The organism is Neorhizobium descurainiae (assembly GCF_051400715.1).
Classification (GTDB): domain Bacteria; phylum Pseudomonadota; class Alphaproteobacteria; order Rhizobiales; family Rhizobiaceae; genus Neorhizobium.
Genome location: NZ_JBLFFK010000003.1, coordinates 158,022 through 182,233, shown reverse-complemented (window position 1 = coordinate 182,233; position 24,212 = coordinate 158,022). Strand labels below are relative to the sequence as shown.

25 protein-coding genes are annotated in these 24,212 nt (G+C 64.3%); 6 read left to right on the top strand and 19 right to left on the bottom strand.

The genetic code is table 11. From position 1 onward, the window contains the following. Positions 1-102: 102 nt before the first annotated feature. The 4 genes from ACMGE0_RS07565 to ACMGE0_RS07550 form a co-directional block, all read right to left on the bottom strand. On the bottom strand, positions 103-1,074 hold the full coding sequence (locus ACMGE0_RS07565) for a beta-ketoacyl-ACP synthase III (protein WP_436815259.1): 972 nt from the start codon (positions 1,072-1,074) through the stop codon (positions 103-105). Between the two features lie 19 nt (positions 1,075-1,093). Continuing rightward, positions 1,094-2,140, bottom strand: a complete 1,047-nt coding sequence (gene plsX, locus ACMGE0_RS07560) for a phosphate acyltransferase PlsX (protein ID WP_436815258.1) — start codon at positions 2,138-2,140, stop codon at positions 1,094-1,096. A gap of 143 nt (positions 2,141-2,283) precedes the next feature. Continuing rightward, complete coding sequence (locus tag ACMGE0_RS07555; protein ID WP_436815257.1) at positions 2,284-2,850, bottom strand: YceD family protein; 567 nt, start codon at positions 2,848-2,850, stop codon at positions 2,284-2,286. A gap of 18 nt (positions 2,851-2,868) precedes the next feature. Beyond that, positions 2,869-3,405: a ubiquinol-cytochrome C chaperone family protein gene (locus tag ACMGE0_RS07550; RefSeq protein WP_436815256.1), complete on the bottom strand. Its 537-nt coding sequence runs from the start codon at positions 3,403-3,405 to the stop codon at positions 2,869-2,871. A 239-nt stretch (positions 3,406-3,644) separates the two neighbouring features. Between ACMGE0_RS07550 and ACMGE0_RS07545 the strand changes: the two genes are divergently transcribed. Beyond that, positions 3,645-4,172, top strand: a complete 528-nt coding sequence (locus tag ACMGE0_RS07545) for an outer membrane protein assembly factor BamE (RefSeq protein ID WP_436815255.1) — start codon at positions 3,645-3,647, stop codon at positions 4,170-4,172. 78 nt (positions 4,173-4,250) lie between these two features. On the opposite strand, the gene ACMGE0_RS07540 is transcribed toward ACMGE0_RS07545, so the two are convergent. The 15 genes from ACMGE0_RS07540 to ACMGE0_RS07470 all read right to left on the bottom strand — a co-directional run bounded on the left by ACMGE0_RS07540 (position 4,251) and on the right by ACMGE0_RS07470 (position 20,095). After that, positions 4,251-6,392, bottom strand: a complete 2,142-nt coding sequence (locus tag ACMGE0_RS07540) for a sodium-translocating pyrophosphatase (RefSeq protein ID WP_436815254.1) — start codon at positions 6,390-6,392, stop codon at positions 4,251-4,253. Positions 6,393-6,604: 212 nt separating this feature from the next. Further along, complete coding sequence (locus ACMGE0_RS07535) at positions 6,605-7,828, bottom strand: MFS transporter (RefSeq protein WP_436815253.1); 1,224 nt, start codon at positions 7,826-7,828, stop codon at positions 6,605-6,607. A gap of 14 nt (positions 7,829-7,842) precedes the next feature. Further along, on the bottom strand, positions 7,843-8,334 hold the full coding sequence (gene nusB / locus ACMGE0_RS07530; RefSeq protein WP_436815252.1) for a transcription antitermination factor NusB: 492 nt from the start codon (positions 8,332-8,334) through the stop codon (positions 7,843-7,845). 4 nt (positions 8,335-8,338) lie between these two features. Continuing rightward, on the bottom strand, positions 8,339-8,794 hold the full coding sequence (gene ribH / locus ACMGE0_RS07525; protein ID WP_436815251.1) for a 6,7-dimethyl-8-ribityllumazine synthase: 456 nt from the start codon (positions 8,792-8,794) through the stop codon (positions 8,339-8,341). Positions 8,795-9,689: 895 nt separating this feature from the next. Continuing rightward, positions 9,690-10,304 (bottom strand): riboflavin synthase, encoded by a 615-nt coding sequence (locus ACMGE0_RS07520; protein ID WP_436815250.1) that lies wholly within the window; start codon positions 10,302-10,304, stop codon positions 9,690-9,692. Then, positions 10,304-11,599 carry a bifunctional diaminohydroxyphosphoribosylaminopyrimidine deaminase/5-amino-6-(5-phosphoribosylamino)uracil reductase RibD gene (gene ribD, locus ACMGE0_RS07515; protein WP_436815249.1) on the bottom strand — a complete coding sequence of 432 codons (1,296 nt, stop codon included), beginning with the start codon at positions 11,597-11,599 and terminating at the stop codon, positions 10,304-10,306. The genes ACMGE0_RS07520 and ribD overlap by 1 nt, the downstream gene beginning before the upstream one ends. A 4-nt stretch (positions 11,600-11,603) precedes the next feature. Further along, entirely contained in the window at positions 11,604-12,083 is a 480-nt protein-coding gene (gene nrdR, locus ACMGE0_RS07510) for a transcriptional regulator NrdR (RefSeq protein ID WP_436815248.1), read from the bottom strand. A gap of 20 nt (positions 12,084-12,103) precedes the next feature. Continuing rightward, on the bottom strand, positions 12,104-13,393 hold the full coding sequence (glyA, locus tag ACMGE0_RS07505; protein WP_436815247.1) for a serine hydroxymethyltransferase: 1,290 nt from the start codon (positions 13,391-13,393) through the stop codon (positions 12,104-12,106). A 341-nt stretch (positions 13,394-13,734) separates the two neighbouring features. Beyond that, positions 13,735-15,066, bottom strand: a complete 1,332-nt coding sequence (locus tag ACMGE0_RS07500) for a L,D-transpeptidase family protein (protein ID WP_436815246.1) — start codon at positions 15,064-15,066, stop codon at positions 13,735-13,737. A 252-nt stretch (positions 15,067-15,318) separates the two neighbouring features. Continuing rightward, positions 15,319-15,951, bottom strand: coding sequence for a phosphoribosyltransferase family protein (locus ACMGE0_RS07495; protein ID WP_436815245.1), 633 nt, complete (start codon positions 15,949-15,951; stop codon positions 15,319-15,321). Next, a complete protein-coding gene (locus ACMGE0_RS07490) occupies positions 15,948-16,628 on the bottom strand; it encodes an energy-coupling factor transporter transmembrane component T family protein (RefSeq protein ID WP_436815244.1) in 681 nt (226 codons plus the stop codon). The genes ACMGE0_RS07495 and ACMGE0_RS07490 overlap by 4 nt, the downstream gene beginning before the upstream one ends. Then, complete coding sequence (locus tag ACMGE0_RS07485) at positions 16,625-18,145, bottom strand: ABC transporter ATP-binding protein (protein ID WP_436815243.1); 1,521 nt, start codon at positions 18,143-18,145, stop codon at positions 16,625-16,627. Before ACMGE0_RS07485 ends, ACMGE0_RS07490 begins: the two co-directional genes overlap by 4 nt. A gap of 16 nt (positions 18,146-18,161) precedes the next feature. Next, positions 18,162-18,731 (bottom strand): aminotriazole resistance protein, encoded by a 570-nt coding sequence (locus tag ACMGE0_RS07480; protein WP_436815242.1) that lies wholly within the window; start codon positions 18,729-18,731, stop codon positions 18,162-18,164. A 176-nt stretch (positions 18,732-18,907) separates the two neighbouring features. Further along, positions 18,908-19,423 (bottom strand): transcriptional regulator LdtR, encoded by a 516-nt coding sequence (ldtR, locus tag ACMGE0_RS07475; RefSeq protein WP_436815509.1) that lies wholly within the window; start codon positions 19,421-19,423, stop codon positions 18,908-18,910. Positions 19,424-19,657: 234 nt separating this feature from the next. Further along, the gene (locus ACMGE0_RS07470; RefSeq protein ID WP_436815241.1) at positions 19,658-20,095 is read right to left on the bottom strand and encodes a DUF6163 family protein; all 438 of its coding nucleotides are present in this window, start codon (positions 20,093-20,095) and stop codon (positions 19,658-19,660) included. A 118-nt stretch (positions 20,096-20,213) separates the two neighbouring features. Here ACMGE0_RS07470 and ACMGE0_RS07465 point away from each other — a divergent pair, with 118 nt between their 5' ends. The 5 genes from ACMGE0_RS07465 (at position 20,214) to ACMGE0_RS07445 (ending at position 24,201) form a co-directional block, all read left to right on the top strand. Beyond that, positions 20,214-20,594: a cupin domain-containing protein gene (locus ACMGE0_RS07465; RefSeq protein WP_436815240.1), complete on the top strand. Its 381-nt coding sequence runs from the start codon at positions 20,214-20,216 to the stop codon at positions 20,592-20,594. Between the two features lie 77 nt (positions 20,595-20,671). Then, positions 20,672-21,691 (top strand): porphobilinogen synthase, encoded by a 1,020-nt coding sequence (gene hemB, locus ACMGE0_RS07460; RefSeq protein ID WP_436815239.1) that lies wholly within the window; start codon positions 20,672-20,674, stop codon positions 21,689-21,691. A 240-nt stretch (positions 21,692-21,931) separates the two neighbouring features. After that, positions 21,932-22,390 carry an RDD family protein gene (locus ACMGE0_RS07455; protein WP_436815238.1) on the top strand — a complete coding sequence of 153 codons (459 nt, stop codon included), beginning with the start codon at positions 21,932-21,934 and terminating at the stop codon, positions 22,388-22,390. Between the two features lie 129 nt (positions 22,391-22,519). Beyond that, positions 22,520-23,281, top strand: a complete 762-nt coding sequence (locus ACMGE0_RS07450) for an arginyltransferase (RefSeq protein ID WP_436815237.1) — start codon at positions 22,520-22,522, stop codon at positions 23,279-23,281. A gap of 11 nt (positions 23,282-23,292) precedes the next feature. Beyond that, complete coding sequence (locus ACMGE0_RS07445) at positions 23,293-24,201, top strand: DMT family transporter (RefSeq protein WP_436815236.1); 909 nt, start codon at positions 23,293-23,295, stop codon at positions 24,199-24,201. Positions 24,202-24,212: the final 11 nt, after the last annotated feature.

Below are 24,212 nucleotides of genomic sequence, written 5' to 3'. Positions count from 1 at the left end.
GAATTGATCTTATCAAAGCCGATAGAGAGTATTTTGCTTGGGCGCGGGGGTCAAGCGCCTGTGCGCAATCGCTTATTTGCCTTTTCGGCTTAGAGTGCCGATTTACCACCGCAGAAGCAGCGCGCCCCAGGTGAAACCGCCGCCCATGGCTTCCAGCATCACCAGGTCGCCTTTTTTGATGCGACCGTCGCCGGCAGCGACCGAAAGGGCCAGCGGAATCGACGCCGCGGACGTGTTGCCGTGCAGGTCGACCGTCACCACCACTTTCTCGGACGGAATGCCGAGTTTCTTCGCCGAACCGTCGATGATGCGGCGGTTGGCCTGATGCGGGACCAGCCAGTCGAGATCCTCGGCCGTCGTGCCGGTGGCGTTGAACGCGCCCTCGATCACGTCGGTGATCATCGCGACGGCATGCTTGAAGACCTCGCGGCCCTCCATGCGCAGATGGCCGACCGTGCCGGTGGAAGACGGACCGCCATCGACATAGAGCTTGTCCTTGTGGGAGCCGTCGGAGCGCAGATGGGCGGTCAGGATGCCGCGGTCGGCGATCGTCCCCTCGCCTTCCTCCGCCTCCAGCACGAGCGCGCCGGCGCCGTCGCCGAAGAGCACGCAGGTGGTGCGGTCCTTCCAGTCGAGGATGCGCGAGAAGGTCTCGGCGCCGATGACCAGCGCGCGCTTGGCCATGCCGCCGCGGATGTGGAGGTCGGCGGTCGCCATGGCATAGACGAAGCCGGTACAGACGGCCTGCATGTCGAAGGCATAGCCATGCGTCATGCCGAGGCGGTTCTGGATATCGACGGCGGTCGCCGGAAAGGTGTTGTCGGGCGTCGAGGTCGCGACCAGCACGAGATCGATATCGTCGGGCGTCAGACCGGCATTTTCGAGAGCGGCGCGGGCCGCCTGCTCGCCGAGCGAGGCGGTGGTCTCTCCCTCACCTGCGACATAGCGCTGACGGATGCCCGTGCGCTGCACGATCCATTCGTCGGAGGTTTCGACGATGCCCTCCAATTCCCGATTGGTCACTACCCGTTTCGGGAGCGCTGCCCCGTAACCGCGAACCACTGAACGGATCATTCTTCTTCACATCCTGTCGTCATGCCGCTTCGGGGCCAGCCGGCGGCTGGCGACGGGCATGATAAAAATCCAAATCCTGCGCGATCTTGGCGTTCAGATCGTTGCGCGCCATATCGTAGCCGACATCGATCGCGGCGGCGAAGCCGTCTGCATTGGTCCCGCCATGGCTCTTGATGACGATGCCGTTCAGCCCGAGGAAGACGCCGCCATTGACCTTGTTCGGGTCCATCTTCTCGCGCAGCCGTTCGAAGGCGCCCCTGGCGAACAGATAGCCGATCCTGGCGAAGATGGTGCGCGACATGGCCTCCCGCAAAAGCGTGGAGATCTGTCTCGCCGTTCCTTCCGCCGCCTTGAGCGCGATATTGCCGGTAAAGCCCTCCGTCACCACCACGTCGACGGTGCCCTTGCCGATGTCGTCGCCCTCGACGAAGCCGTGATAGGCGATCGTCGGGAGGTTGGCCTCGCGGATCAGCCGTCCCGCGTCCCTCACCTCTTCCTGGCCCTTCACCTCCTCGACGCCGACATTCAGAAGTCCGACGGTCGGCCGGTCGATCTCGAACAGGGCCCGCGCCATGGCGCCGCCCATCAGCGCGAAATCAAGAAGCTGCTGGCTGTCGGCGCCGATCGTCGCACCGATATCGAGGACGATGCTTTCGCCTTTCAGCGTCGGCCAGATGCCGGCGATCGCCGGGCGCTCGATATTGGCCATCGTGCGGAGACAGAATTTCGCCATGGCCATCAGGGCGCCGGTATTGCCGGCCGAAACCGCGACATCCGCCTCGCCGAGCTTCACCGCCTCGATCGAACGCCACATGGTCGAGACATAGCGGCCGCGGCGCAATGCCGCGCTCGGCTTCTCTTCCATCGAAACGGCGAGTTCGCATTCGTGAAAGATCGATCTGTCCCTGAGTTTCGGATATTTCGCCAGCCACGGCTCGCACTGGGCTTTCAGTCCGTAGATGAGGAAAGTCATATCCGGATGGCGGTCCAATGCCTTGGCGGCACCGGGAATGACGACCTCGGGACCAAAATCGCCACCCATGGCATCGAGAGAAATTCTGATCACGCGTCCCTGATCCTTAATCTTCGCCGAACGCATGGCCAATTGAAGGTCATGCGCCAGTTCTAGCGTCTCCAGCGGCCTCATGCGCGGCCCTGCCGGCGAATTCGTGGCCAAAATATAGTTTTTGTCGTCGCTTACAACAGTCCTCAGTCCTTTTTCCAATCTTTCAGGACCGCGAACGGATTGGGGCGGGCGGACTTCTCGTCCGCATCGCTTTCGATATGATCGGCGAATTCGACGCCCGGCTTGCGCGGATAGGGATCGATGGCGAGCGCCGCGAATTCCGTCACCGCCGCGCCGGCGTCGATCGTATCGCCCGAGAAGGCTTCCGGCAGGTCCGGCCCTTCCGGATCGAGCACCATTTCGGCGGCCTCGTTCGTGACGATCCGCGCAAGTTTCGAGCCTTCGGGCACGAAGACCTGTTCGAAATGCTCGTCGATTTTCGAACTGACCGGATCGAGCGTGACGATGCAGGCCTGCACGATATCCGCCTCGACCCGGCCCTTGAGGCGCACGCCGTCCTTCTTCCAACGGGTGACCTGCAGCTCGGCCTTCAGCGAATTGACCGCGAGGACCTGCCAGAGCTTCGCCAGAGCCTCCAGCTCGCGCTGATTGGCTTCCAGCCGGACCGTCACCGGATTGGCGGAAATATGCCCGACCTTGACGGGATAGGAAAAGGGAGGCCTGCCGCCTCCGCCGTTGTCATTCTTCATGGAACCTCACTTTCCCGCTCAGGGGCCAGGCGACGGCAGAACGGCCTGGCCGCGGGAAATCTCGTCTTCGGAAATGCCGGCGAGCGCGGCCTCCGCCACGATCATCCAATCCGCAAGTCCGCGCATCGCAGGCGCTTCGTCCGCCTCCGGATAGATGTTGCGCCGGAGCGCCTCAGCAAGCCTCTCGCCGTCCCTGGCCTCCAGAGCCGCCGCATAGGCCTCCAGCCGCCCGTAGAACATGCCGGCCAGCTTCTTCATGCGCTTCGGCACGCTCTGGTCGCCGATGCCGAGCTCCCGGATCGAATGGTCGATGTCCTGGAAGAACGCGTCGACGATCTCCTGGGCCAGTTCCTGGCCGCTGGCGCCGGATTTCGCCGTGCGGCGGAAGAACAGGATCATCACGATCGAAAGCATCTCGAACCGGCCCATGACCGTGTCGGGCACATCCAGATCGCTGTAGAAGAAAGGAACGCGTGCGGCCGATGTCAAGGCCGTATATTGCCGATCGACGATCGCCTGGTTCTGGTTCTTTTTCTTGAAAAGGCCGAAGATCATTCAAATTCCCGCTTCTGATCTCCATGAATGGGTTCTGACGGCGCCCAGCCGTGTTGCATGGAAACGAAAGCTGGTTTACCGAAGCATGCACGAATTGCAATGCCGTTCCGCCGGATCAGCGAACGGGGTGGCGTTCTTTGCTGTGACATGCGGCCCGGGGCTGGTCTTACGTCCCCGAATAGCCACAATGGTATGAACAGCAGGGACGGTATGAGCAGCAGGGGCGAGTCGAGTTGGGGATGCGGTTGAACAAGCGGGTTTTCGGATACGAGATGACATTCTTGAACAAGACCGCGATGGCAATGGTCGTCGCTTCCATCACCCTCTCGGGCTGCAATTCCATGCAAATCGGCGATACGATGTATAACGGCTACGTCGTCGACCAGCAGTCGCTGGAGCTCATCCCGGTCGGATCGAGCCGCGAACAGGTGCTGCTCACCATGGGCACGCCCTCGACCACCGCCACCTTCGACAACGAGGTCTTCTACTACATCTCCCAGAAGCGCCAGCGGGCGGCCGCCTTCATGAAGCCGCGGCTCGTCGAGCAGTCGGTTCTGGCGATCTATTTCGACAAGGACGGCGTCGTCGCACGCCGCGCCAACTACACGCTCCAGGACGGCAAGGTGTTCGATTCGATCTCGCGCACGACGCCGACCGGCGGCCGCGACCTAACCTTCCTGCAGCAGCTTCTCTCCGGCGGCGCCGGGGCCAACAGCGGCGGTGCCGCGGCGGCCCGCAGCATCCTGCAGAACATGGGCGGCCGGTAAAGGTCCGCCCGCACCTCTCCAAAACAAAACCCGCGAGGATCTCTCCCCGCGGGTTTTCCTTTTCAGGCTGCGCCGATATCAGCCGGCGAGGATCGCCAGCAGCAGAAGCGCCACGATATTGGTGATCTTGATCGCCGGGTTGACGGCGGGGCCCGCCGTATCCTTGTAAGGGTCGCCGACGGTATCGCCCGTGACGGAGGCCTTGTGGGCGTCCGAGCCCTTGAGGTGCTTGACGCCGTCCTTGTCGACGAAACCGTCCTCGAAGCTCTTCTTGGCATTGTCCCAGGCGCCGCCGCCGGAGGTCATGGAGATCGCCACGAAGAGGCCGTTGACGATGACGCCGAGCAGCGATGCGCCGAGGGCCGCGAAGGCAGACGCCTTGTCGCCGCCGGAGATCAGCAGCACGCCGAAATAGACGACGATCGGCGCCAGGACCGGCAGAAGCGACGGGATGATCATCTCGCGGATCGCGGCACGCGTGAGGATATCGACGGCGCGGCCGTAATCCGGCTTTTCCGTACCCTCCATGATGCCCGGCCTGTCCCGGAACTGCTTGCGCACCTCCTCGACGATCGAGCCCGCCGCGCGACCGACGGCCGTCATGGCGATGCCGCCGAAGAGGTAGGGGATGAGGCCGCCGAAGATCAGGCCCGCGACGACATAGGGGTTCGACAGGCTGAAGGAGATTTCGCCGACGCCATTGAAGTAAGGATACTGGGCGGCGTTGGCGGCGAAATACTGCAGGTCGTTGGAATAGGCCGCGAAGAGCACCAGCGCGCCGAGACCGGCGGAGCCGATCGCATAACCCTTGGTGACCGCCTTGGTCGTGTTGCCGACGGCGTCGAGAGCGTCGGTGGACTTGCGCACTTCCGGCGGCAGGTGGGACATTTCGGCGATGCCGCCGGCATTGTCCGTAACCGGGCCGAAGGCGTCGAGCGCGACGATCATGCCGGCAAGGCCGAGCATGGCGGTGACCGCGATGCCGGTGCCGAACAGGCCGCCGAGCTGGTAGGTGGCGATGATGCCGCCGACGATGACGATCGCCGGCAGCGCCGTCGATTCGAGCGAAACGGCGAGGCCCTGGATGACATTGGTGCCGTGGCCGGTCACCGACGCCTGGGCGATCGAGTTCACCGGTCGCTTGTTGGTGCCGGTATAGTATTCGGTGATCACCACGATCAGCGCCGTCACGACGAGGCCGAGAAGGCCGCAGACGAAGAGCCTGGTACCGGTGATTTCGAGACCGGCGACCGTGCCGATGGCACCCCAGCCGATGGTGAGCGAGGTGGCGGCGCCGAGGCCGAGGATCGACAGGAGGCCGGTGACGATCAGGCCCTTGTAGAGGGCGCCCATGATCGAGCCGTTCGAGCCGAGCTTCACGAAGAAGGTGCCGATGATCGAGGTGACGATGCAGGCGGCGCAGATCGCCAGCGGATAGATCATCGCGGTTTCGAGGACCGGCGCGCCGGCGAAGAAGATCGCCGCAAGCACCATGGTGGCGACGACGGAGACCGCATAGGTCTCGAAGAGGTCGGCCGCCATGCCGGCGCAGTCGCCGACGTTGTCGCCGACGTTGTCGGCGATGGTGGCCGGATTGCGCGGATCGTCTTCCGGAATGCCCGCCTCGACCTTGCCGACGAGGTCGCCGCCGACGTCGGCGCCCTTGGTGAAGATGCCGCCGCCGAGGCGGGCGAAGATCGAGATCAGCGAGGCGCCGAAACCGAGCGCCACGAGCGCGTCGATGACCTCGCGCGAGCCCGTCGGATGGCCGAGGCCCGCGGTCAGAATCCAGTAGTAGATCGAGACGCCGAGGAGAGCGAGACCCGCCACCAGCATGCCGGTGATGGCGCCGGACTTGAAGGCGATGTCGAGACCGGCGGCAAGGCTCTGCGAGGAGGCCTGGGCGGTGCGCACATTGGCGCGGACCGAGACATGCATGCCGATGAAGCCGGCAGCCCCCGAGAGCACGGCGCCGATGATGAAGCCGAGCGCAGCCGTGCCGGAGAGCAGCAGCCACACCAGGACGGCCACGACGCCGCCGACGATGGCGATGGTCATGTACTGGCGCGTCAGATAGGCCTGCGCGCCTTCACGGATATAACCGGCGATTTCCTGCATGCGCGGACTGCCCTGATCGGCAGCCAGCACCGAACGCGTCGCCCATGCGGCATAAATGATCGACAGCAGGCCGCAGACGATCACACCCAGAATTACGGTCATTCGCTTTCCCTCTCCCTGATTGCCGGCTGGCACATCCATCCGGCCATGCACCTTGCGGCGCCGCACACCTCCCGGACGCGCGGATCGCCACAACACTCCACAAGCGCATTCCCGCGAGCGACCGTCTCCCCTCCTCAGGATTCCGGACCGCCGGCGCGGTCGCGAGATTGCGGTGAGGATGAATTGCCGTCAAGCCCCGAAAGGGCAAGTGATCACACGGATTTCGCGGAAGAGGATTTGAACATCAGCGCCAGGACGAGGCCGAGGCAGACGACCGTCACCGGCCAGATGACGAGGTTCATGAACGACCAGCCATAGGCGGTGAAGACCTTGCCGGAGGAGAAGGAGGAGAGCGCCACGGTGGTGAACAGGATGATGTCGTGGAAGCCCTGCACCTTGTCCGCCTCGTGCGGCCGGTAGCTCGAGGCGACGATCGCCGTCGAGCCGATGAAGGCGAAGTTCCAGCCGATGCCGAGCAGCACAAGCGCTGCCCAGAAGTTCCAGAGCTCGATGCCCATATGGGCGACGACGGCGCAGCCCATCAGCACGACGAGGCCGGCGGCGACGATCTTCTCGACGCCGAATCGGGAGATCAGCATGCCGGTGAAGAAGCTCGGCGCGAACATGCCGATCACGTGCCACTGGATGCCGAGCGTCGCCAGCTCGGACGGGAAGCCGCAGCCGATCACCATGGCGAGCGGCGCGCCCGTCATCATGAAGGTCATCAGCGCATAGGAGGCTATGCCGCAGATCATGCCCGTCAGGAAACGCCGGCTGACGACGATCTCGGCGAGCGGACGGGCCGGCGCGGCCGCCGCCGGGCCGCCGGTCGTCTCCGGCAGCTTCAGGGGCGACAGCATCGCGACGGCGACCAGATAGAGCGGGATGAGGGCGACGAAAGCACCGGCGAACAGCACCGGCGCCAGCAGGTCCTTGCTCCAGATGGCCAGCTGCGGGCCGAGGACGGCCGATACGATGCCGGCCCCGAGAATCCAGGAGATCGCCTTCGGTTTGTAAAACGAGGGCGAGGCATCGGCCGCGGCAAAGCGGATCTTCTGGCTGAAGCCGTTGCAGAGGCCGACCATCAGCAGCCCCAGTGCAAACAGCCAGAAGTTCGACTGGAAGAGCGCAATCGCTGCGATCGCGGCCCCGAGCGCGCCGAGGATGGAGCCGAGCATGAAACTCGACTTGCGCCCGAGGAAACGCGAGGCGACGGCGACCGCCACGGCACCTGCCGCCATGCCGATATTGAAGCCGGTCAGCGGCGCGGTCGAAAGCGATTTGTCCTCACCGAGGAGCTCATAGCCGGCAAGCCCGCCGAGCGCGAAGACCAGAGGCGGTCCCGAGCCGAGGATCGCCTGGGTCGCGGCGAGCAGGCCGACGCTGCGCCGGGCGGTGCGCATCTGCGCCTGAAGACCGTCCACGCCAGCGTCCATAATCCCCTGCCCGACTATTTCTTCGTTTCGCCGCGCACCTGCTTGGCGATGCGGTCGAGAACGGCGTTGACGATACGCGGCGGCTCCTCTTCGAAGAAGGCGCGGGCGATCTCGACATATTCGGTGACGATGACCGCGACCGGCACGTCCTTGCGCTCCAGGAGTTCGAACGTGCCCGCCCTCAGGATGGCGCGCAGCGTCGAGTCGAGGCGCGACAGCGGCCAGTCCTCCTGCAGCGACGAGCGGATCAGCGGGTCGATCTTCGTCTGATCGCGCACGACGCCCGACACGATCGAGCGGAACCAGGCGGCGTCCGCCTTCAGATAGGTCTCGCCGTCGAGCTCCTGGCCTAGCCGGTGCGCTTCGTATTCGGCCACGACCTCCAGCACGCCGGTGCCGCCGACGTCCATCTGGTAGAGCGCCTGCACGGCCGCGAGACGTGCAGCTCCGCGCTGATTGGCCGGCTTGACCGGATGCTCGCCTTCCCTTCCACCTTCCCGGGCCATCAAATCAACCACCGTAAAGCTTTTCGCGCAGCGCGATCATGGTCAGCGCCGCCCGGGCGGCGAAGCCGCCCTTATCCTTGTCCGAACGGCGCGCGCGCGCCCAGGCCTGCTCGTCGTTCTCGACGGTCAGGATGCCGTTGCCGATCGCCAGCGATTCCGACACCGCAAGGTCCATCAGCGCACGCGAGGACTCGTTGGAGACGATGTCGAAATGATAGGTCTCGCCGCGGATGACCATGCCGAGCGCGACGAAGCCGTCGTAGTTCACGCCGCCCTCTTCGGCCGCGTCGAGCGCCATGGCGATCGCCGGCGGGATTTCCAGCGCACCCGGCACGGTGACGACGTCGTAGGTCGCGCCGGCCTCTTTCAGCGCATGGGTCGCGCCGTCCAGCAGCGCATCGGACATGTCGTCGTAGAATCGCGCCTCGACGATCAGGATATGGGGCTTGGTGTCGGACATGGGGATTCCTGCTGATTGTCGGCACAAAAGCCGAGAGTTGCCGGGTCAAACCATGCCGGGCGGCGGATGGCAAGTGTTTTTCGAGTTCCAGCCCCGCAGCGCCGGCACGGCAGCCTTGCCGTACCTTGCTCTCGGGTCTCGCCGAGCTCGCCCGAGATGATCGACAGACACACTACGCCCTTGGCGATCTCCGTTGTTTTTGTTTCGGCCGGGACACGTCGTGTGCCTCGATTTAAGTTTTTATAAGTGACACGCGACGTGTCCCGTTCGGTCAGTTTTTCCGCGCAACTCCGGTCCCTCTGCGGCGGTATGGTCTTATGTCCTTGCGGATGCCATACCGGGTTGTGTGCGACACACGCACGCCCCGCCTTAAGACGGGAGGGGGACCATTTTCTGCGCAGCCCCCGACAACCCGCCTGCATCAACGGCAGACCGCCAGGGCACCGGCCCCGTCTCGCCGGCGATGCCTAACCGGTGTAGCCGAAACGGAACGGGCAAAGCATGGCACGGGTTTGAAGGGCGGGGATGAACGGAGGCGATTTTTTCTGGCGTTTTTTTTAAGCTGTTGATTTGCCTCGCCACACCCCCCTCTGCCCTGCCGGGCATCTCCCCCTCAAGGGGGGAGATCGGATGGGTGCACGGGCTTCCTCAAACAATTAAGCTTTCCATCCGGCACGTGCTAAGTGAGGCGGGAAGCCCCGGCCGCTTGTGATCTCCCCCCTTGAGGGGGAGATGTCCGGCAGGACAGAGGGGGGTGTGGCGGTCCGATTGAGCTGGAGAAGCCAAATGCAAGCAATACTGACGCACCGTCTCCCGGCCCTTCGCTCCGGCTCAGAGCGTTCGTCGCTGCAATCGATTCACTGGATCGATTGCTGCCGCTTCGCGGCACCGCTCCTCACTCCTTGCCCGGAAACTCCGCCAGCCGCGCGGCGTAGCGCGCCATGGTATCCACCTCGAAATTGACGAAATCGCCCGGCTGGCGGTCGCCCCAGGTGGTGACGGCGAGGGTGTGGCGGATCAGGAGCACGTCGAAATCCGTGCCGTCGACGGCGTTGACCGTCAGCGATGTGCCGTCCAACGCGAGCGAGCCTTTCGGGGCGACGAAGCGGGCGAGATTTTCCGGCGCACGCAGGCGGATGCGCACCGCTTCCCCCTCCGGCTCGACGGAAAGGATTTCCGCCTTGCCGTCCACATGGCCGGAAACGATATGGCCGCCGAGTTCGTCGCCGATCTTCAGGGCGCGTTCAAGATTGACCCGTGTGCCTTCGGTCCAAGTGGAGACGGTGGTGAGCCGCAGGGCCTCTTCCCAGGCTTCCACCTCGAACCAGCGCTCGTTGCTGCCCTCGGCCGGCAGGCCGGTCACCGTCAGGCAGACGCCGCCATGGGCGATCGAGGCGCCCATATCGATGGTCTTCGGGTCGTAATTGGTGGAGATGCGCAGCTTGACGCCCTCGTCCAGTGGCGTCATCGCCGCGACCGTGCCGACATCGGTGACAATTCCGGTGAACATCAAAAACCCCTCTCGTATTCGAACAGACGGTCTGGGCCGAAGGCGCTTTGCCGGATCAGCGTGAACCCTGCCGGCATATCGGATGGCGTCAGCGGCGATTCAAGCCCGCCCTCACCGATCGCGCCGGCGCCCTCAAACAACAGGATCCGGTCGACGAGGCCCGTGTCCAGGAAGGCTTTCGCGACGATCGCCCCGCCCTCGACGAGCAACGAGGAGATGCCGCGGGCGGCGAAGATCGCCAGAAGAATGTCGAGTTCGGAGGAATCCATGATCTCGACGCCTGCCTGGATCAACATCTCGCGCTTAATTGCGGAGCTACCCCCCTCTGCCCTGCCGGGCATCTCCCCCTCACGGGGGGAGATCGATGGAGCAACCGACCGCGCTACATCTTTTCCCGATGCGGTTGAGCTGTCTTCCCGGTCGGCAGACGCGAGAGTTGATGCCGGGAAAGACGTCGACTTCTTGCCGATCTCCCCCCTTGAGGGAGAGATGCCCGGCAGGGCAGAGGGGGGTGTTGATGGAGCATCGGCCGGAAAGACCGAAGAAGGCGAAGCCGCCACGATCACCGGGACATCCCGCGCCGTCCGGACCAATTTCGAATCCAGGGGAAGCTGCAGCCGGCGGTCCAGCACGATGCGGAGGGGGGACCTGTCCTCCATGCCCGGAATGCGCACGGTCAGTTCCGGATCGTCGGACAACACCGTGCCGATGCCGACGAGGATCGCGTCCGATTGCGCCCTCAGCCGGTGCACCTCGGCGCGCGCCTCGGGTCCGGTGATCGCCACTTCCTCGCCGCGCCGGCCGAGCTTGCCGTCGGCCGAAACCGCAAGTTTCAGAGTCACATAGGGGCGGCCCTTCGTCTGGCGCATGAGATAGCCGGCGAGCGCCCGGCGCCCCTCCTCCTCCATCAGGCCGGTCTCGACCGCGATGCCCGCGTCCCGCAGGATGGCCAGGCCGCGGCCGGAAACGCGCGGATCCGGATCGGTGAGGCAGACGACGACGCGGGCGACGCCGGCCTCCACCAGCGCATTGGCGCAGGGCGGCGTTCGGCCGTAATGCGAGCAGGGTTCGAGCGTGACGTAGACGGTCGCGCCCCTCGCCTTCCCGCCCGCGATATCGAGCGCCTGGGTTTCCGCATGGGGCCGGCCGGCCGGCGCGGTCACCGCCTCGCCGACGATCTCACCGTCCTTCACGATCACGCAGCCGACGGAGGGATTGGTGCCGGTCAGTCCAAGATGCCGGCGCGAAAGCTCCAGCGCCGCCGCCATGAACCGCCGGTCGTCATCCCCGGCCATTCTTCTAGGGCTCCATGCCGGGATCGCGAGCGATCTTGGCGTTGATCTCGGCGATCACCTTCTCGAAATCCTCCGCATGGGAGAAATCGCGGTAGACGGAGGCGTAGCGCACGAAGGCCACGTCATCGAGGCTCTTCAGCGCCTCCAGCACCTGCAGGCCGATCTCTTCCGACGAAATCTCGTTCTCGCCGGAGCTTTCCAGCCTGCGGACGATGCCGGAGACCGCCCGCTCGATGCGGTCGTTGTCGACCGGCCGCTTGCGCAGCGCGATCTGGAAGGAGCGCACCAGCTTGTTGCGGTCGAAGGGCACTTTGCGGCCGGTCTTCTTGATGACCATCAGCTCGCGAAGCTGCACCCGCTCGAAGGTGGTGAAGCGGCCGCCGCAATCCGGGCAGATGCGCCGCCGGCGGATGGAGGTGTAATCCTCCGCCGGACGCGAATCCTTGACCTGCGTGTCTTCCGATCCGCAATAGGGGCAGCGCATCGCCTCTCCTTACTCTCGTCTTACATGTAGGGGTACATGGGGAAACGGCCGGTGAGCGCCACGACCTTTTCCCGCACGCCGGCTTCCACCGTCGCATTGCCCTCGTCGGAATTGGCGACCTTCAGGCCGTCGAGAACCTCGATGATGAGGTTGCCGATCTCCTTGAACTCCGCTTCCTTGAAGCCGCGCGTCGTGCCGGCCGGCGTGCCGAGGCGGATGCCCGACGTAACGAAGGGCTTTTCCGGATCGAAGGGAATGCCGTTCTTGTTGGTGGTGATGTAGCCGCGGCCGAGAGCGGCCTCGGCGCGCTTGCCGGTGGCGTTCTTCTTGCGCAGGTCCACCAGCATCAGGTGGTTGTCGGTGCCGCCGGAGACGATGTCGAGGCCGCCGGCCTTCAGCGTCTCGGCGAGCGTCTTGGCGTTCCTGACGATCTGTGCGGCGTATTCCTTGAATTCCGGCTGCAGCGCCTCGCCGAAGGCCACCGCCTTGGCGGCGATGATGTGCATCAGCGGGCCGCCCTGCAGACCCGGGAAGACGGCCGAATTGATCTTCTTCGCCAGTTCCTCGTCATTGGTCAAAACGACGCCGCCGCGGGGGCCGCGCAGCGACTTGTGGGTCGTGGTGGTCGCCACATGGCAGTGCGGGAACGGCGACGGATGCTGGCCACCGGCGACGAGACCGGCGATATGGGCCATGTCCACCATCAGGTAGGCGCCGACCGAATCGGCGATCTCGCGGAAACGCTTCCAGTCCCAGATGCGGGAATAGGCGGTGCCGCCGGCGATGATGAGCTTCGGCTTGTGCTCTTCGGCCTTCCTCTGCACCTCGTCCATGTCGAGCAGGTTGTCGCCCTCACGCACGCCGTAGGAGACGACGTTGAACCATTTGCCGGACATGTTGACCGGCGAGCCATGGGTGAGATGTCCGCCGGAATTGAGATCGAGGCCCATGAACGTGTCGCCCGGCTGCAGGAGTGCCAGAAAGACCGCCTGGTTCATCTGCGAACCGGAATTGGGCTGGACGTTGACGAAATCGACGCCGAAGAGCTTTTTCGCGCGCTCGATCGCCAGTTCCTCGGCGATGTCGACGAACTGGCAGCCGCCGTAATAGCGCTTGCCCGGGTAACCCTCGGCGTATTTGTTCGTCATGATCGAACCCTGAGCTTCGAGCACGGCGCGGGAAACGATGTTTTCCGATGCGATCAGTTCGATCTCGTGGCGCTGGCGACCCAGCTCCTTTTCGATCGCGCCAAAGATTTCCGGATCGGATTCTGCGAGCGGGCGAGAAAAGAAGGCATTGGCGTTCGACATGTGCGAAGCTCCTCAAACGGGGTGGGCATGCGAATGTCGCGTCTTAGCGTTCCGGCTTTCGCAGGGCAATATGGGGGAGCGACATTTGCCGGCCGGAAGGCGCGGGCAACAAGCCCGCGGACGAAAACGCCGCACCCTTTATGGTGCGGCCGACTGCTGACAAAGGCTCGAAAATCTCTGACCGTCATGCTCGGGCCTGCCCCGAGCATCTGCAAACCATCGACGTTTATAGATCCTCGGCACAAGGTCGAGGATGACGCCGAGCAAGACGTGAGGTTTGTCATCAAGCTGGCCGCACCCTTTACGGTGAGGCTTTCGACGGCTTGGCGACTGCGCAGCGATTATTGCGGCAGCATGTCATCCTCGACCGAACCGGCGGGGCGTTCGATGCCCGTCGTGGTCTGCAGCGCGAGTTCCTGGTTGCCGTCGCGTTCGTAGATGTCGTCGCGGAACTGGACCACGCGGTCCTTGGCCGACCAGGCGGTGACATAGACGATATAGACCGGCACTTCCTGGGCCAGCCTGATCGGGTTGTTCTGGCGCGTCGAGATCACCCTCTCGATCTCCTGGCGCGACCAGCCGGGCGTGTCGCGCAGGAGCCAGGTGATGAGGTCGCGCACGTTCTGCACGCGGATGCAGCCCGAGGATTCGAAGCGCATCAGCTTGTTGAACAGGCCCTGCTGGGGCGTGTCGTGCATGTATTCGTTGTTCGGATTGTGGAAATTGATCTTCGTCGAGGCCATAGCGTTGATCTTGCCAGGGTCCTGCCGGAACATGAAGTTCGGCGCCTTCGGCGCGAACCAGTCGACCGTCTCCGGCGACACTTCGTTGCCCTTGCCGTCGATCAGGCGGATGTTGTTGCGGGTGAGATAGGTCGGATCCTTGCGCATCAGCGGAACGATGTCCTTCTCGACGATCGAGCGCGGCGCGGTCCAGTAAGGATTCAGGATGACCTCGTAGATCTTCGAGTTGATGGCATGCGTCGGGCGGTCGATGCGGCCGACGACCGCGCTGTTGCGCAGCGCGACGCGGTCGTTCTCCACCGCCTCGATATAGGCGGCCGGGATGTTGACCATGACATAGCGCGGACCGAGATCGCCGGACATGGACTGCAGGCGCACGAGGTTGGTTTCAAGCTGGCGCAGGCGCACGTCCGCCGAAATGTTCATCGCCTTGACGCTGTATTCGCCCATCACGCCGTCGGCCGGCAGGCCGTGGCGCGCCTGGAAGCGCTTCACCGCACCGTCGACGTAACTGTCGAACGAGGACGACATGCCGGCTTCGCGCGGCAGATCGCCGGAAATCATCAGGCGCTGGCGCAGAGCCTGGACGGACGGATCGACGACGCCGAGGCGCAGGCTCTGTCCGCCGGCATTGATCTCCGGCCAGCCGCCGTTCGAAACGATCTGCTGGTAGTCGAAGATCGCCTGCTGGATGTTCGCCGGGCCGCCGGGGCCGAGGATCGGATTGTTGGAGACGACGCCGACGGCGGTGCGCGAGGCGGCCTTTGCGTCGAACTGGTCGTCCCAGGTGCCGCGGCGCGGCGCATTGAGCAGATCGTCGAATGCCGTCTGGGCGAGAGCCGGCGCGGCAAGCGCGGCAGCGCCGGCGGAAACGGCCGAACGCAGGAGCGCGCGGCGGGAAAGAGCTTCAGATCCGATCTTCTTCGACATCATACTACCCATCTGGTCCCGTGCATCCCATCAAGACGCCTACAGGGATATGGTTAACAAACGCGCAAACAAGGACGCGCCGCCGGCTCGGCTTCGGTCGTCATCGCAATGTTCGTGAAAACGCGAATTCCCGCCGGCCCTTGCCTCAGCCGGTCCCATAGCAATATGGCGAATTGGTGTCAGGTACGAACCTGTCACAAAGCCGTGTGGGCCTGTGTGATTTTTGCCGCCGGCGCGCGGCGGCGCCGGGCGTCAGAGAAAGGTCTCGGGAATCGGTTCCCATCTACCGTCGACGGTCGTGAATTGCGGGATGTGCGCGAGGCTCCGGATCAGCGCCGCGTCGGCCCCGAGCGTCTCCTGCCAGTCGCGCGCCTCCGTCAGGATGACGCCGATGCCGACGACGTCGCCGCCGGCCGCCCGCACGAGTTCCACCGATCCCCTGATGCTCGATCCGGAGGCGACCACGTCGTCCACGACGACCACCCGCTTGCCCTCGATCAGCGGCACCGCCTGGCGGTCGAGCAGCAGGCGCTGTTCGCCCTTCGACGTGATCGACGAAATCTTCTGCACCAGCGCATCGCCCAGATGGATCTTGGGAGACTTCTGCAGGATGACGTACTGGTCGAGACCGAGCGCGCGGGTGACCTCGATCGCCACCGGAATGCCGAGCGTCGCCGCGCCGACGATGACATCCGGCTTCAGCGGCGCCAGCTTTTCGGCGAGCTTCGTGCCGACATGCTCGCCGAAGCGGACGCCGAGATCGATCACCATCATCAGCGAAATGGCGAAATCCGGCTTGATCGCGACGATCGGCAGCTCGACGGGAAAACCCGCGACGTCGAGGTGATAGCGATCGCCGGTCAGCGGCGAGGTTTCGGACGTCATCTCTTCTCATCCTTATTCGACAGGGGAAAGCGCGGCTCGACCAGGAGGCCGACATTGCGCCAGGTGGTGCGTTTGCGTTTCAGATCGAAGCCGTAGATCGACAGCGACAGCGAGATCGCATGGGCGGTGCGGATCGCCTGCACGAGCAGCGGCACGCCGCGCGCCAGCGCAAACCGCAGCCGCACCGGAAAGGAGACCGCGTCGATTTCCATGCCGCGGGCGCGCTGCGCGTCGGCGATCCGCTCGAAATCCTCGCGCAGCATCGGGATCATGCCGAAGGTGAGCGAGAGGACAAGCGTGACGATGGGCGGAAGGCGGAGCGCGCTGCAGGCCGCCAGGATCGAGCCCGGCGAACTCGTCTCCATGACGAAATAGAAGGCCGCGGTGGTGGTGACGAGCCTTGCCGCCATGCCGAGCGCCACCTGGGCGGCTTCCAGGACCGGCATGCCCTGGATCAGAAGATTGACGGTCCAGCTCGCGATGACGAGCAGCGTCAGCAGGGCGGCGCCTTTCAGATAGGCGCGGAAGCCCGGCGTGCGGGCCGCCCAAAGGAACAGGACCATCAGGACCGACAGCGGCAGGCCGTAAACCCAGCCGGGCACCAGCCAGGCGACGAGCATGATCAGAAAGGCGCAGGCGAGCTTGACGAAGAAATTGAGATCGTAAAGCGCGCTCATACCGCCTCCCCTCGCCCGTCCGCATAAGGCGCCGGCCAGCCGAGCGCGCGAAACGCACGGCTCGTCCAGCCGTTCCGCGTGGCCCCGTCGAAAGCGATGCGGCCATCCTCCAGGATCAACGTGCGCGACGCGACATCGTCGATCAGTTCCAGGTCGTGCGAAATCAGCATAACGGCATTTCCGGCCGAAAGCATGGCATCCAGGAACCGGTCGAGCATGCGCCGGCCCTCGATATCGCGCGCCAGGAGCGGTTCGTCGAGGATCGCCACCCGCACCGCCGCCGCTTCCGCGCAGGCGAGCCCGAGCAAGGCCTGCTGGCGGGCGGAAAGCGAGAACGGATTGGCCTCGGACAACGCACCGAGACCATATCCCGAAAGCATGTCCCGCGCTTTTTCGGCCACGGCCGCGTCCGGAGTGCCCGTCTTCGCCGTCATGGCGAAAGCGACCTCCTCGGTCACGGTCATGTTGAAGAGGATGCGGCGCATGTTCTGTGGCAGATAGGCGATCTGCCGGGCGCGGCGGGCGGGCGTCCAGCCATCCGCCTTTTCGCCGGCGATGGAGATCGAACCCTCACGGATTTTCGAAAGTCCGAGGATCGACTGGAACAGCGTCGTCTTGCCGGCCCCATTGCGGCCGATCAGCCCCACCGTCTCGCCGGCCCTGAGCTCGAAGCCGACATCCTCCAGCACTGCCCGGCCATCGGCGCGCCTGAGTTCGGTGCGGATGCGATCGACGCCAAGAAGCGTACCTCCGGTCGGAAAGCTCTTTCGCGGAACGGATTGCCGCCGCGGCGGCAGGATACCCGCCTCGATCCAGGGCGCCTGAAGCGGCATCAAATCGGCAGAGGGCCGGACATCCGAGAGCCGGCCCTTGGAAAGAAGCGCCACCCGATCAGCGACCGTCTCCAGGGCTGCCGGGTCCTGTTCGGAGACCACAAGGGCCGGCACCTGCCCGGCAAGCCCTTCGATCAGCCGCACCAGTCTGAGGCGCGCGGCGGGATCGAGCCCGGTCGTCGGCTCGTCGAGGACGAGAAGGTCCGGCGGCGCGGCAAGCGCCGCGGCGATCGCCACCATGCGCCTTTCGCCCCCGGACAGCGTCAGCACCCGCCGGCCGCGCAGGGCGCCGAGCTCCATTTCCGCCAGCAGGGTCCGCAGCCGGTCGCGGATGGCGGCCTTTGCGGCCCCGCGATTTTCCAGCGGAAAAGCGATCAGATCCTCGACATTCAGGTCCCAGAGCTGGTCTTCGGCATTCTGGGCGAGGCTGGCGATCGCGGCAAAGAGTTCGTCCTTCGCGAATTCCGCCATCGGCCGGCCGCGGAACGTCACCGAACCGGCAAAGAGCGGTGCGGCGACAAGGCCCGGAACGATGCCGGCGACGACGTTCAGAAGCGTCGACTTGCCGCTTCCGGCAGCGCCGCACACGAGAAGCCGCTGGCCGGCTTCGACGGAGAGGGCGACATCGGCGATGACGGGCGCGTCATCACCGAAGCCGACAGTCAGATCACGGATATCGAGCACGAGTCTGAATAAGCCCCTAGAACCGGGTGAAGCCCGCCGGATGGGCGCTCTTCAGGATCTTCAGCGCCGGGACGACCAGAAGCGGCGTGCCGATGATCATCGGAACGATATCCGAAAGGCCGAGATAACCGACCGCCCACCAGAACGGGAAGATGCCGAGATAGGCGAGGCTCGCCGATACCAGCACGACCATGACCAACCCAACAATCAGGCAGACTGCCGCAATTTTAATCAGCGTCATGCGATCGAAAGTCGTCCTGGCCGGATCGAACAGCAGGCCGGGAACGAGACCGGTCAGGCCCACCATGATGCCGTCGACGATCAGCGAGTGGGCGGGAATGAAGGTGCCGGCCAGAAGCGACCAGACGAGGGTGCCGAGATAACCGCAGATGAAGCCGCTCTTCCAGCCGAGCAGGATGCCGACGAGCGGCGGCAGGAAGGCGAAGATGCGCCACTGGATGACGCCGGGCACAAGCTGGATCGGGTTGGCATAGGCCCAGAGGACCCCGGTCGCCGCAGCGGCGACGATGGAGAGCACGATGGGAAAAAGGATATTTCCGTCGGTTTTGGCGATGGTCTGTTGCATCTTCGTTACCCCTCAAAAGACAGGGTTTACGAAGCAAGATGCGTGCCGGATCGCCTCGCGCCGATCGATGCGACCGCGAAAACCGGATGCGCAGGGGACGCATCCGGTTCCGATCGCTGCTGGAGGTCTTTTTGCCTGCGGTCGTCCATGGATCGGACGGCCGCCGGGCTTGTCGATTACAGCCGATAGAGGATCTGGTCGTTCCAGAAACGGTCGAGGCGCTGGAGCAGCTTGTTCATCTGGGCGAACTCGCCCTCGCCGATGCCGCCGACCTTTTCGATCGAGCCGATGTGGCGCTCGTAGAGCTTGGCCACGGTCTCGGCGATCTCCTGGCCTTCCGGCGTCAGGCTGATGCGGACCGACCGGCGGTCGATGCGCGAACGCTGATGGTTGATGAAACCGAGATCGACCAGCTTCTTGACGTTATAGGAGACGTTCGAGCCGAGATAGTAACCGCGGGAGCGCAGCTCGCCGGCCGTCAGTTCCGAATTGCCGATGTTGAACAAGAGGAGCGCCTGGACGGCGTTGACGTCGTCGCGACCCTGGCGGTCGAACTCGTCCTTGATCACATCGAGAAGACGGCGGTGCAGGCGTTCGACCAGATGCAGGGATTCCATATAAAGGGAGCGAATGGTTTCTTCATGCGGATCTGCTACTGCCGGTGCCGCCTGCGGCTTCAGTTTCGTGTTCATCATGACTGCCTCACTCTGTTTTGTTTGGCGGTGTTTGTTTTGTTCCCGCCTTGAGACAGACACTATCCAATACGCATAAAATTCGACTTAAAACATAGGCTTAACAAGAGCTTAACGCGGTCAGGCGAATTGCGGGCCCCGGTTGCAGGCCATCGGTGCGGTTATTTTCGCCCCTTATGAATCAATGACTTAGCGCCTGTTTTTCCCGCAAATCGCGCCGCAAAAGCTTTAATTTCAGGGTAAATCAATCCTTACCTGCTCCGCCTTCCGGCGCGCTTCGAGCCACAGGGAGAGGCGGAAAACGACGTAAAGCGCGGCGACGAGGCCGTGCATCAGGGGCACGAGCCGGTTGTGGCCGAAGACTTCGGGCCACATCATATACATCAGGACCTGCGAGACGGCGGCGATCGCCCAGAGCACCGGCCCCCAGGAAACGGTGAGCCAGAGGCCGAGGGAGGCGACCGGGAAAAGCACGGCAAGCGACGAGGCCGCCACCTTCCAGGGCAGGCTCAGGAGATCGAAGCGCGCCATGCCGTGCAGCGAATAGCCGACCAGCATCGCCCAATATTGCAGGCCGAACCAGAAACAGGCGACTGCGACCAACCTCAGGAAGATCACGTAGAGAATTTCGGTCAGCGTACGCTTCGGCACTGCGGGTGAATCGGGTTCCATGGATCTACACTAGCCGCCACGGCCGCCGACCGCCAGTACCGAACCTGCCATGCGCACGATCGTTCAAGAGCCTCGCGCCTCGTCCTGATAGGGTTTGCCCCCCGTCAAAGGAGAAGACATGACCGACAGGAACGTTTCATATACGCCGATAAACCTCGCCGAAAAGCTGGAACGGATACCCGACTTCTGGCAGCCACGCGTCGTCGCCGAAATGAACGAGTACCAGTTCAAGCTCGTCCGCATCGAGGGCGACTTCATATGGCACGATCATCCCGAGACCGATGAGACCTTCATCGTTCTCGAAGGAAATCTGCGCATCGATTTCCGCGACGGCTCCGTCCATATCGGCCCCGGGGAAATGTTCGTCGTGCCGAAGGGCGTCGAGCACAAGCCGTATGCGGAAAGGGAGGTCAGGATGATGCTGATCGAACCAAGAGGGACGCTGAACACCGGCCACGAAGGCGGCGAACGCACGGCGCAGAACGACGTCTGGATCTAGCGGGTGCTGCGGCGATCCCGACCATTCGCAAACAAGCCGCCCCGTGGTATTGACCCGCAACAGCAGGAAGAGTGGAGATGACTGCCATGGACAAGACGCATCTGGTCGACGAGATCACCGGCCACCGCCGCATGCGGCGCAACCGCAAGGCCGACTGGACGCGCCGGCTGGTGCAGGAAAGCCGGCTGACCGTGGACGACCTCATCTGGCCGATCTTCATCGTGCCCGGCACCGGCATCGTCGATCCGATCGCCGCCATGCCGGGCGTCAGCCGCATGAGCGTCGACAAGGCGGTGGAAGCTGTCAAGGAAGCCGCCGATCTCGGCATACCGGCGATCGCCACCTTTCCCGACATCGAGATGGAGCTGCGCGACGAGACCGGCTCCAACAGCCTTGTCGCCGACAATCTTATCAACAAGGCGACCGCCGCGATCAAAAAGGCGGCTCCCAACATCGGCGTCATCACCGACGTGGCGCTCGACCCGTTCACCAGCCACGGCCATGACGGCATCCTGCGCGACGGCGTGATCGTCAACGACGAGACGGTGGACCAGGTCGTCAAGGCGGCGATCATGCAGGCGGATGCGGGCGCCGACATCATCGCGCCATCCGAAATGATGGACGGACGCATCGGCGCCATCCGCCGCGGGCTCGACGCCGCCGGCCATCAGGACGTCGGCATCATGTCCTATGCGACGAAATTCTCCTCCGGCTTCTACGGCCCCTATCGCGAGGCGATCAACACGAGCGGCCTGCTCAAGGGCGACAAGAACAGCTATTATATAAGTCCCGCCAACGGCACCGAGGCGGTGCGGGACGCGGCGCTCGACGTCGAGGAAGGCGCCGACATGCTGATGGTGAAGCCGGGCATTGCCTATCTCGACATCTGCTGGCGCCTCAAGGAAGCCTTCGGCCTGCCCACCTTCGCCTACCAGGTCTCCGGCGAATACACGCAGATCAAGGCGGCCGCGATGAACGGCTGGATCGACGGCGAGCGGATCATGATGGAGACGCTCCTCTGCTTCAAGCGCGCCGGCTGCGACGGCATCCTCACCTATTTCGCGGTGGATGTGGCGAAGAAGCTGGCGAAGGCGTGAGCTGCCCCGACCGTCATTCCTGTTTCCCGGATCAAGTCCGAGGACGTCACGGGAATCCAGCCGCGGCGCGTCTGCACCGTGAAAAGAGTCTTCCGCGCCATGGACATGGCGCTGCTGGATCCCTGTGACAAGCACAGGGATGACGAGAGGAGAGGCCGGCTGATCTCTCCGTTCAAAGCAAGGCGTTGCATTCCGAGGCCTTCCCTCCCATATTTCGGGCAGAACAGGAGACGAAACGCGATGAGCCTCGACCCGAATCCCACCTATGCCGCGCCCGACGACTGGCGCGCCTATAGCGGCGTCCTGTCCCGGCGGGTCTTCGCCTTCATCATCGACTATCTGATCGTGCTGCTGCTCTGCATTCCGGCGGCGGTGGTCGTCTTCTTCCTCGGCATCATCACGCTCGGCCTCGGCTTCATGCTCTATCCGGCCCTCTTCGTGATCGTGGCGCTCCTCTATTTCGGCTTCACGCTCGGCGGGCCGGCGCAGGCCTCCCCCGGCATGCGCGTGATGGGCATCGCGATGGCGCGGCTCGACGGACGGCGGATGGATTTCCTGACGGCGGTGGCGCATACCGTGATCTTCTGGATCATCAATTCGGTGCTGACGCCGCTCATCCTGCTCGCCGGCCTCTTCATCGAGCGCTCGCGCCTGGTGCACGATCTGCTGCTCGGCACGGTGGTCGTCCGGACCTCGTAAACAAAGCGTTACCCGCGCAAAGATTTGTCGTGCAAGCCGTGCTGCGCATCGCAGCGCATGGTTGACGTTTTGCTTTTATGCGCCATGGTATGACATTGACGAGAATAAAGACGGGACTCCCGCGGCGCAATGAACACCCAGGCAACGCCCTCACCGCAGTTCTATCTGACGGCCCCGGCAGTTTGTCCCTACCTTCCGGGTGAAATGGAGCGCAAGGTCTTCACCCACCTCGTCGGCCCCCGCGCCGCCGAGATGAACGACCTCCTGACCCAGGGCGGCTTCCGGCGCTCCCAGAACATCGCCTACCGCCCGGCCTGCGAATCCTGTCGCGCCTGCATCTCGGTGCGCATCCTCGCCGGCGAGTTCGGGCCCAACCGCTCGATGCGGCGCGTGCTCGCCACCAACCGGGATGTGGTCGCGACGGTCTACCCGGCGCAGCCCTCGACGGAACAGTTCTCGCTCTTCCGCCGCTATCTCGACGACCGGCACCAGCGGGGCGGCATGTCCGACATGTCGGCGCTGGACTACGCGATCATGGTGGAGGACACCCACGTCAACACCCGCATCATCGAATACCGGCGGCGCGAACCGGGCTCCGGCATCGGCGGCGAGCCGAGGGGCGAATTGATGGCCGTGGCGCTCACCGACATGATGAGCGACGGGCTTTCGATGGTTTATTCCTTCTTCAACCCCGAGTTCGAGAAACGCTCCCTCGGCACCTTCATGATCCTCGACCACATCAGCCGCACGAAAGCGCTCGGCCTGCCGCATGTCTATCTCGGCTATTGGGTCAAGGGTTCGGCGAAGATGGGCTACAAGACCCGCTTCCAGCCGCAGGAGCACCTGACCCCGCGCGGCTGGGAACTCTACGATCCCTCAAGCGAAGCCTGACAGCATTCTCCATGGACAACCACAAGAAGGGCCTCGTGCTCACCACCATCGGCGGGCTCGCGCTCTCCTTCGACGTGCCGCTCGTGAGGCTGGGCCACGGCGAGCTCTGGTCCACGCTCGCGCTGCGCAGCGTCACGACCTTCGCCGCGGCGATCGTCCTGTGGCTTCTCGTCCGCCGCTTCAGCGCCGCCCGGCCCATGCTGGTGCCGGGCCGAGCCGGCCTCGCCGCCGGCCTCTGCTACGGCATCTCGACGATCGCCTTCCTCGGCGCGGTCTTCAACACGGCCACCGCCAACGTCGTCTTCATCGTCGCCTTCACGCCGATGTTCGCGGCCCTGCTCGGCTGGCTGGTCCTCAAGGAACGCCCCTCGCCTTCGACGCTTCTCACCATGCTGGTGATGCTTGCGGGCGTCGGGCTGATCGTCTCCGGCGGCCTTGCCGGCGGACATCTTCTCGGCGACATCCTCGCGGCCGCCGCCTCGTTCCTCCTGGCGCTGGCGATCACCATCGGCCGGGCGGCGCGTATCGACATGGGTTTCGTGCCGCTCGTCGCGACCGTCATTCCGGCGCTGATCGGGCTTTCCTTCGCCAGCGCGTCCTTCCGGGCCGGTACGGGCGGCTTCTCGGTCGCCGATCCGTTCTGGGTGATGCTCGACGGCGCGGTGATCATGCCGCTCGCCTTCTGGTGCCTCGCGACCGGCCCGAAATATCTCTCCGGCCCGGAAGTCGGCATGTTCTACCTGCTCGAGACGATCCTCGCGCCGATCTGGGTCTGGCTGATCTTTTCCGAAATCCCCTCTTCACGCACGCTCCTCGGCGGCGCGATCCTCGTGCTTGCGCTGATCGGCTATTCGCTTTGGCAGATGCGGCGGGTGGAGAGGTTGAGGGCCGATGTGTGCCAGCCACACGTTGTGCCCTGAGAGAACTCATG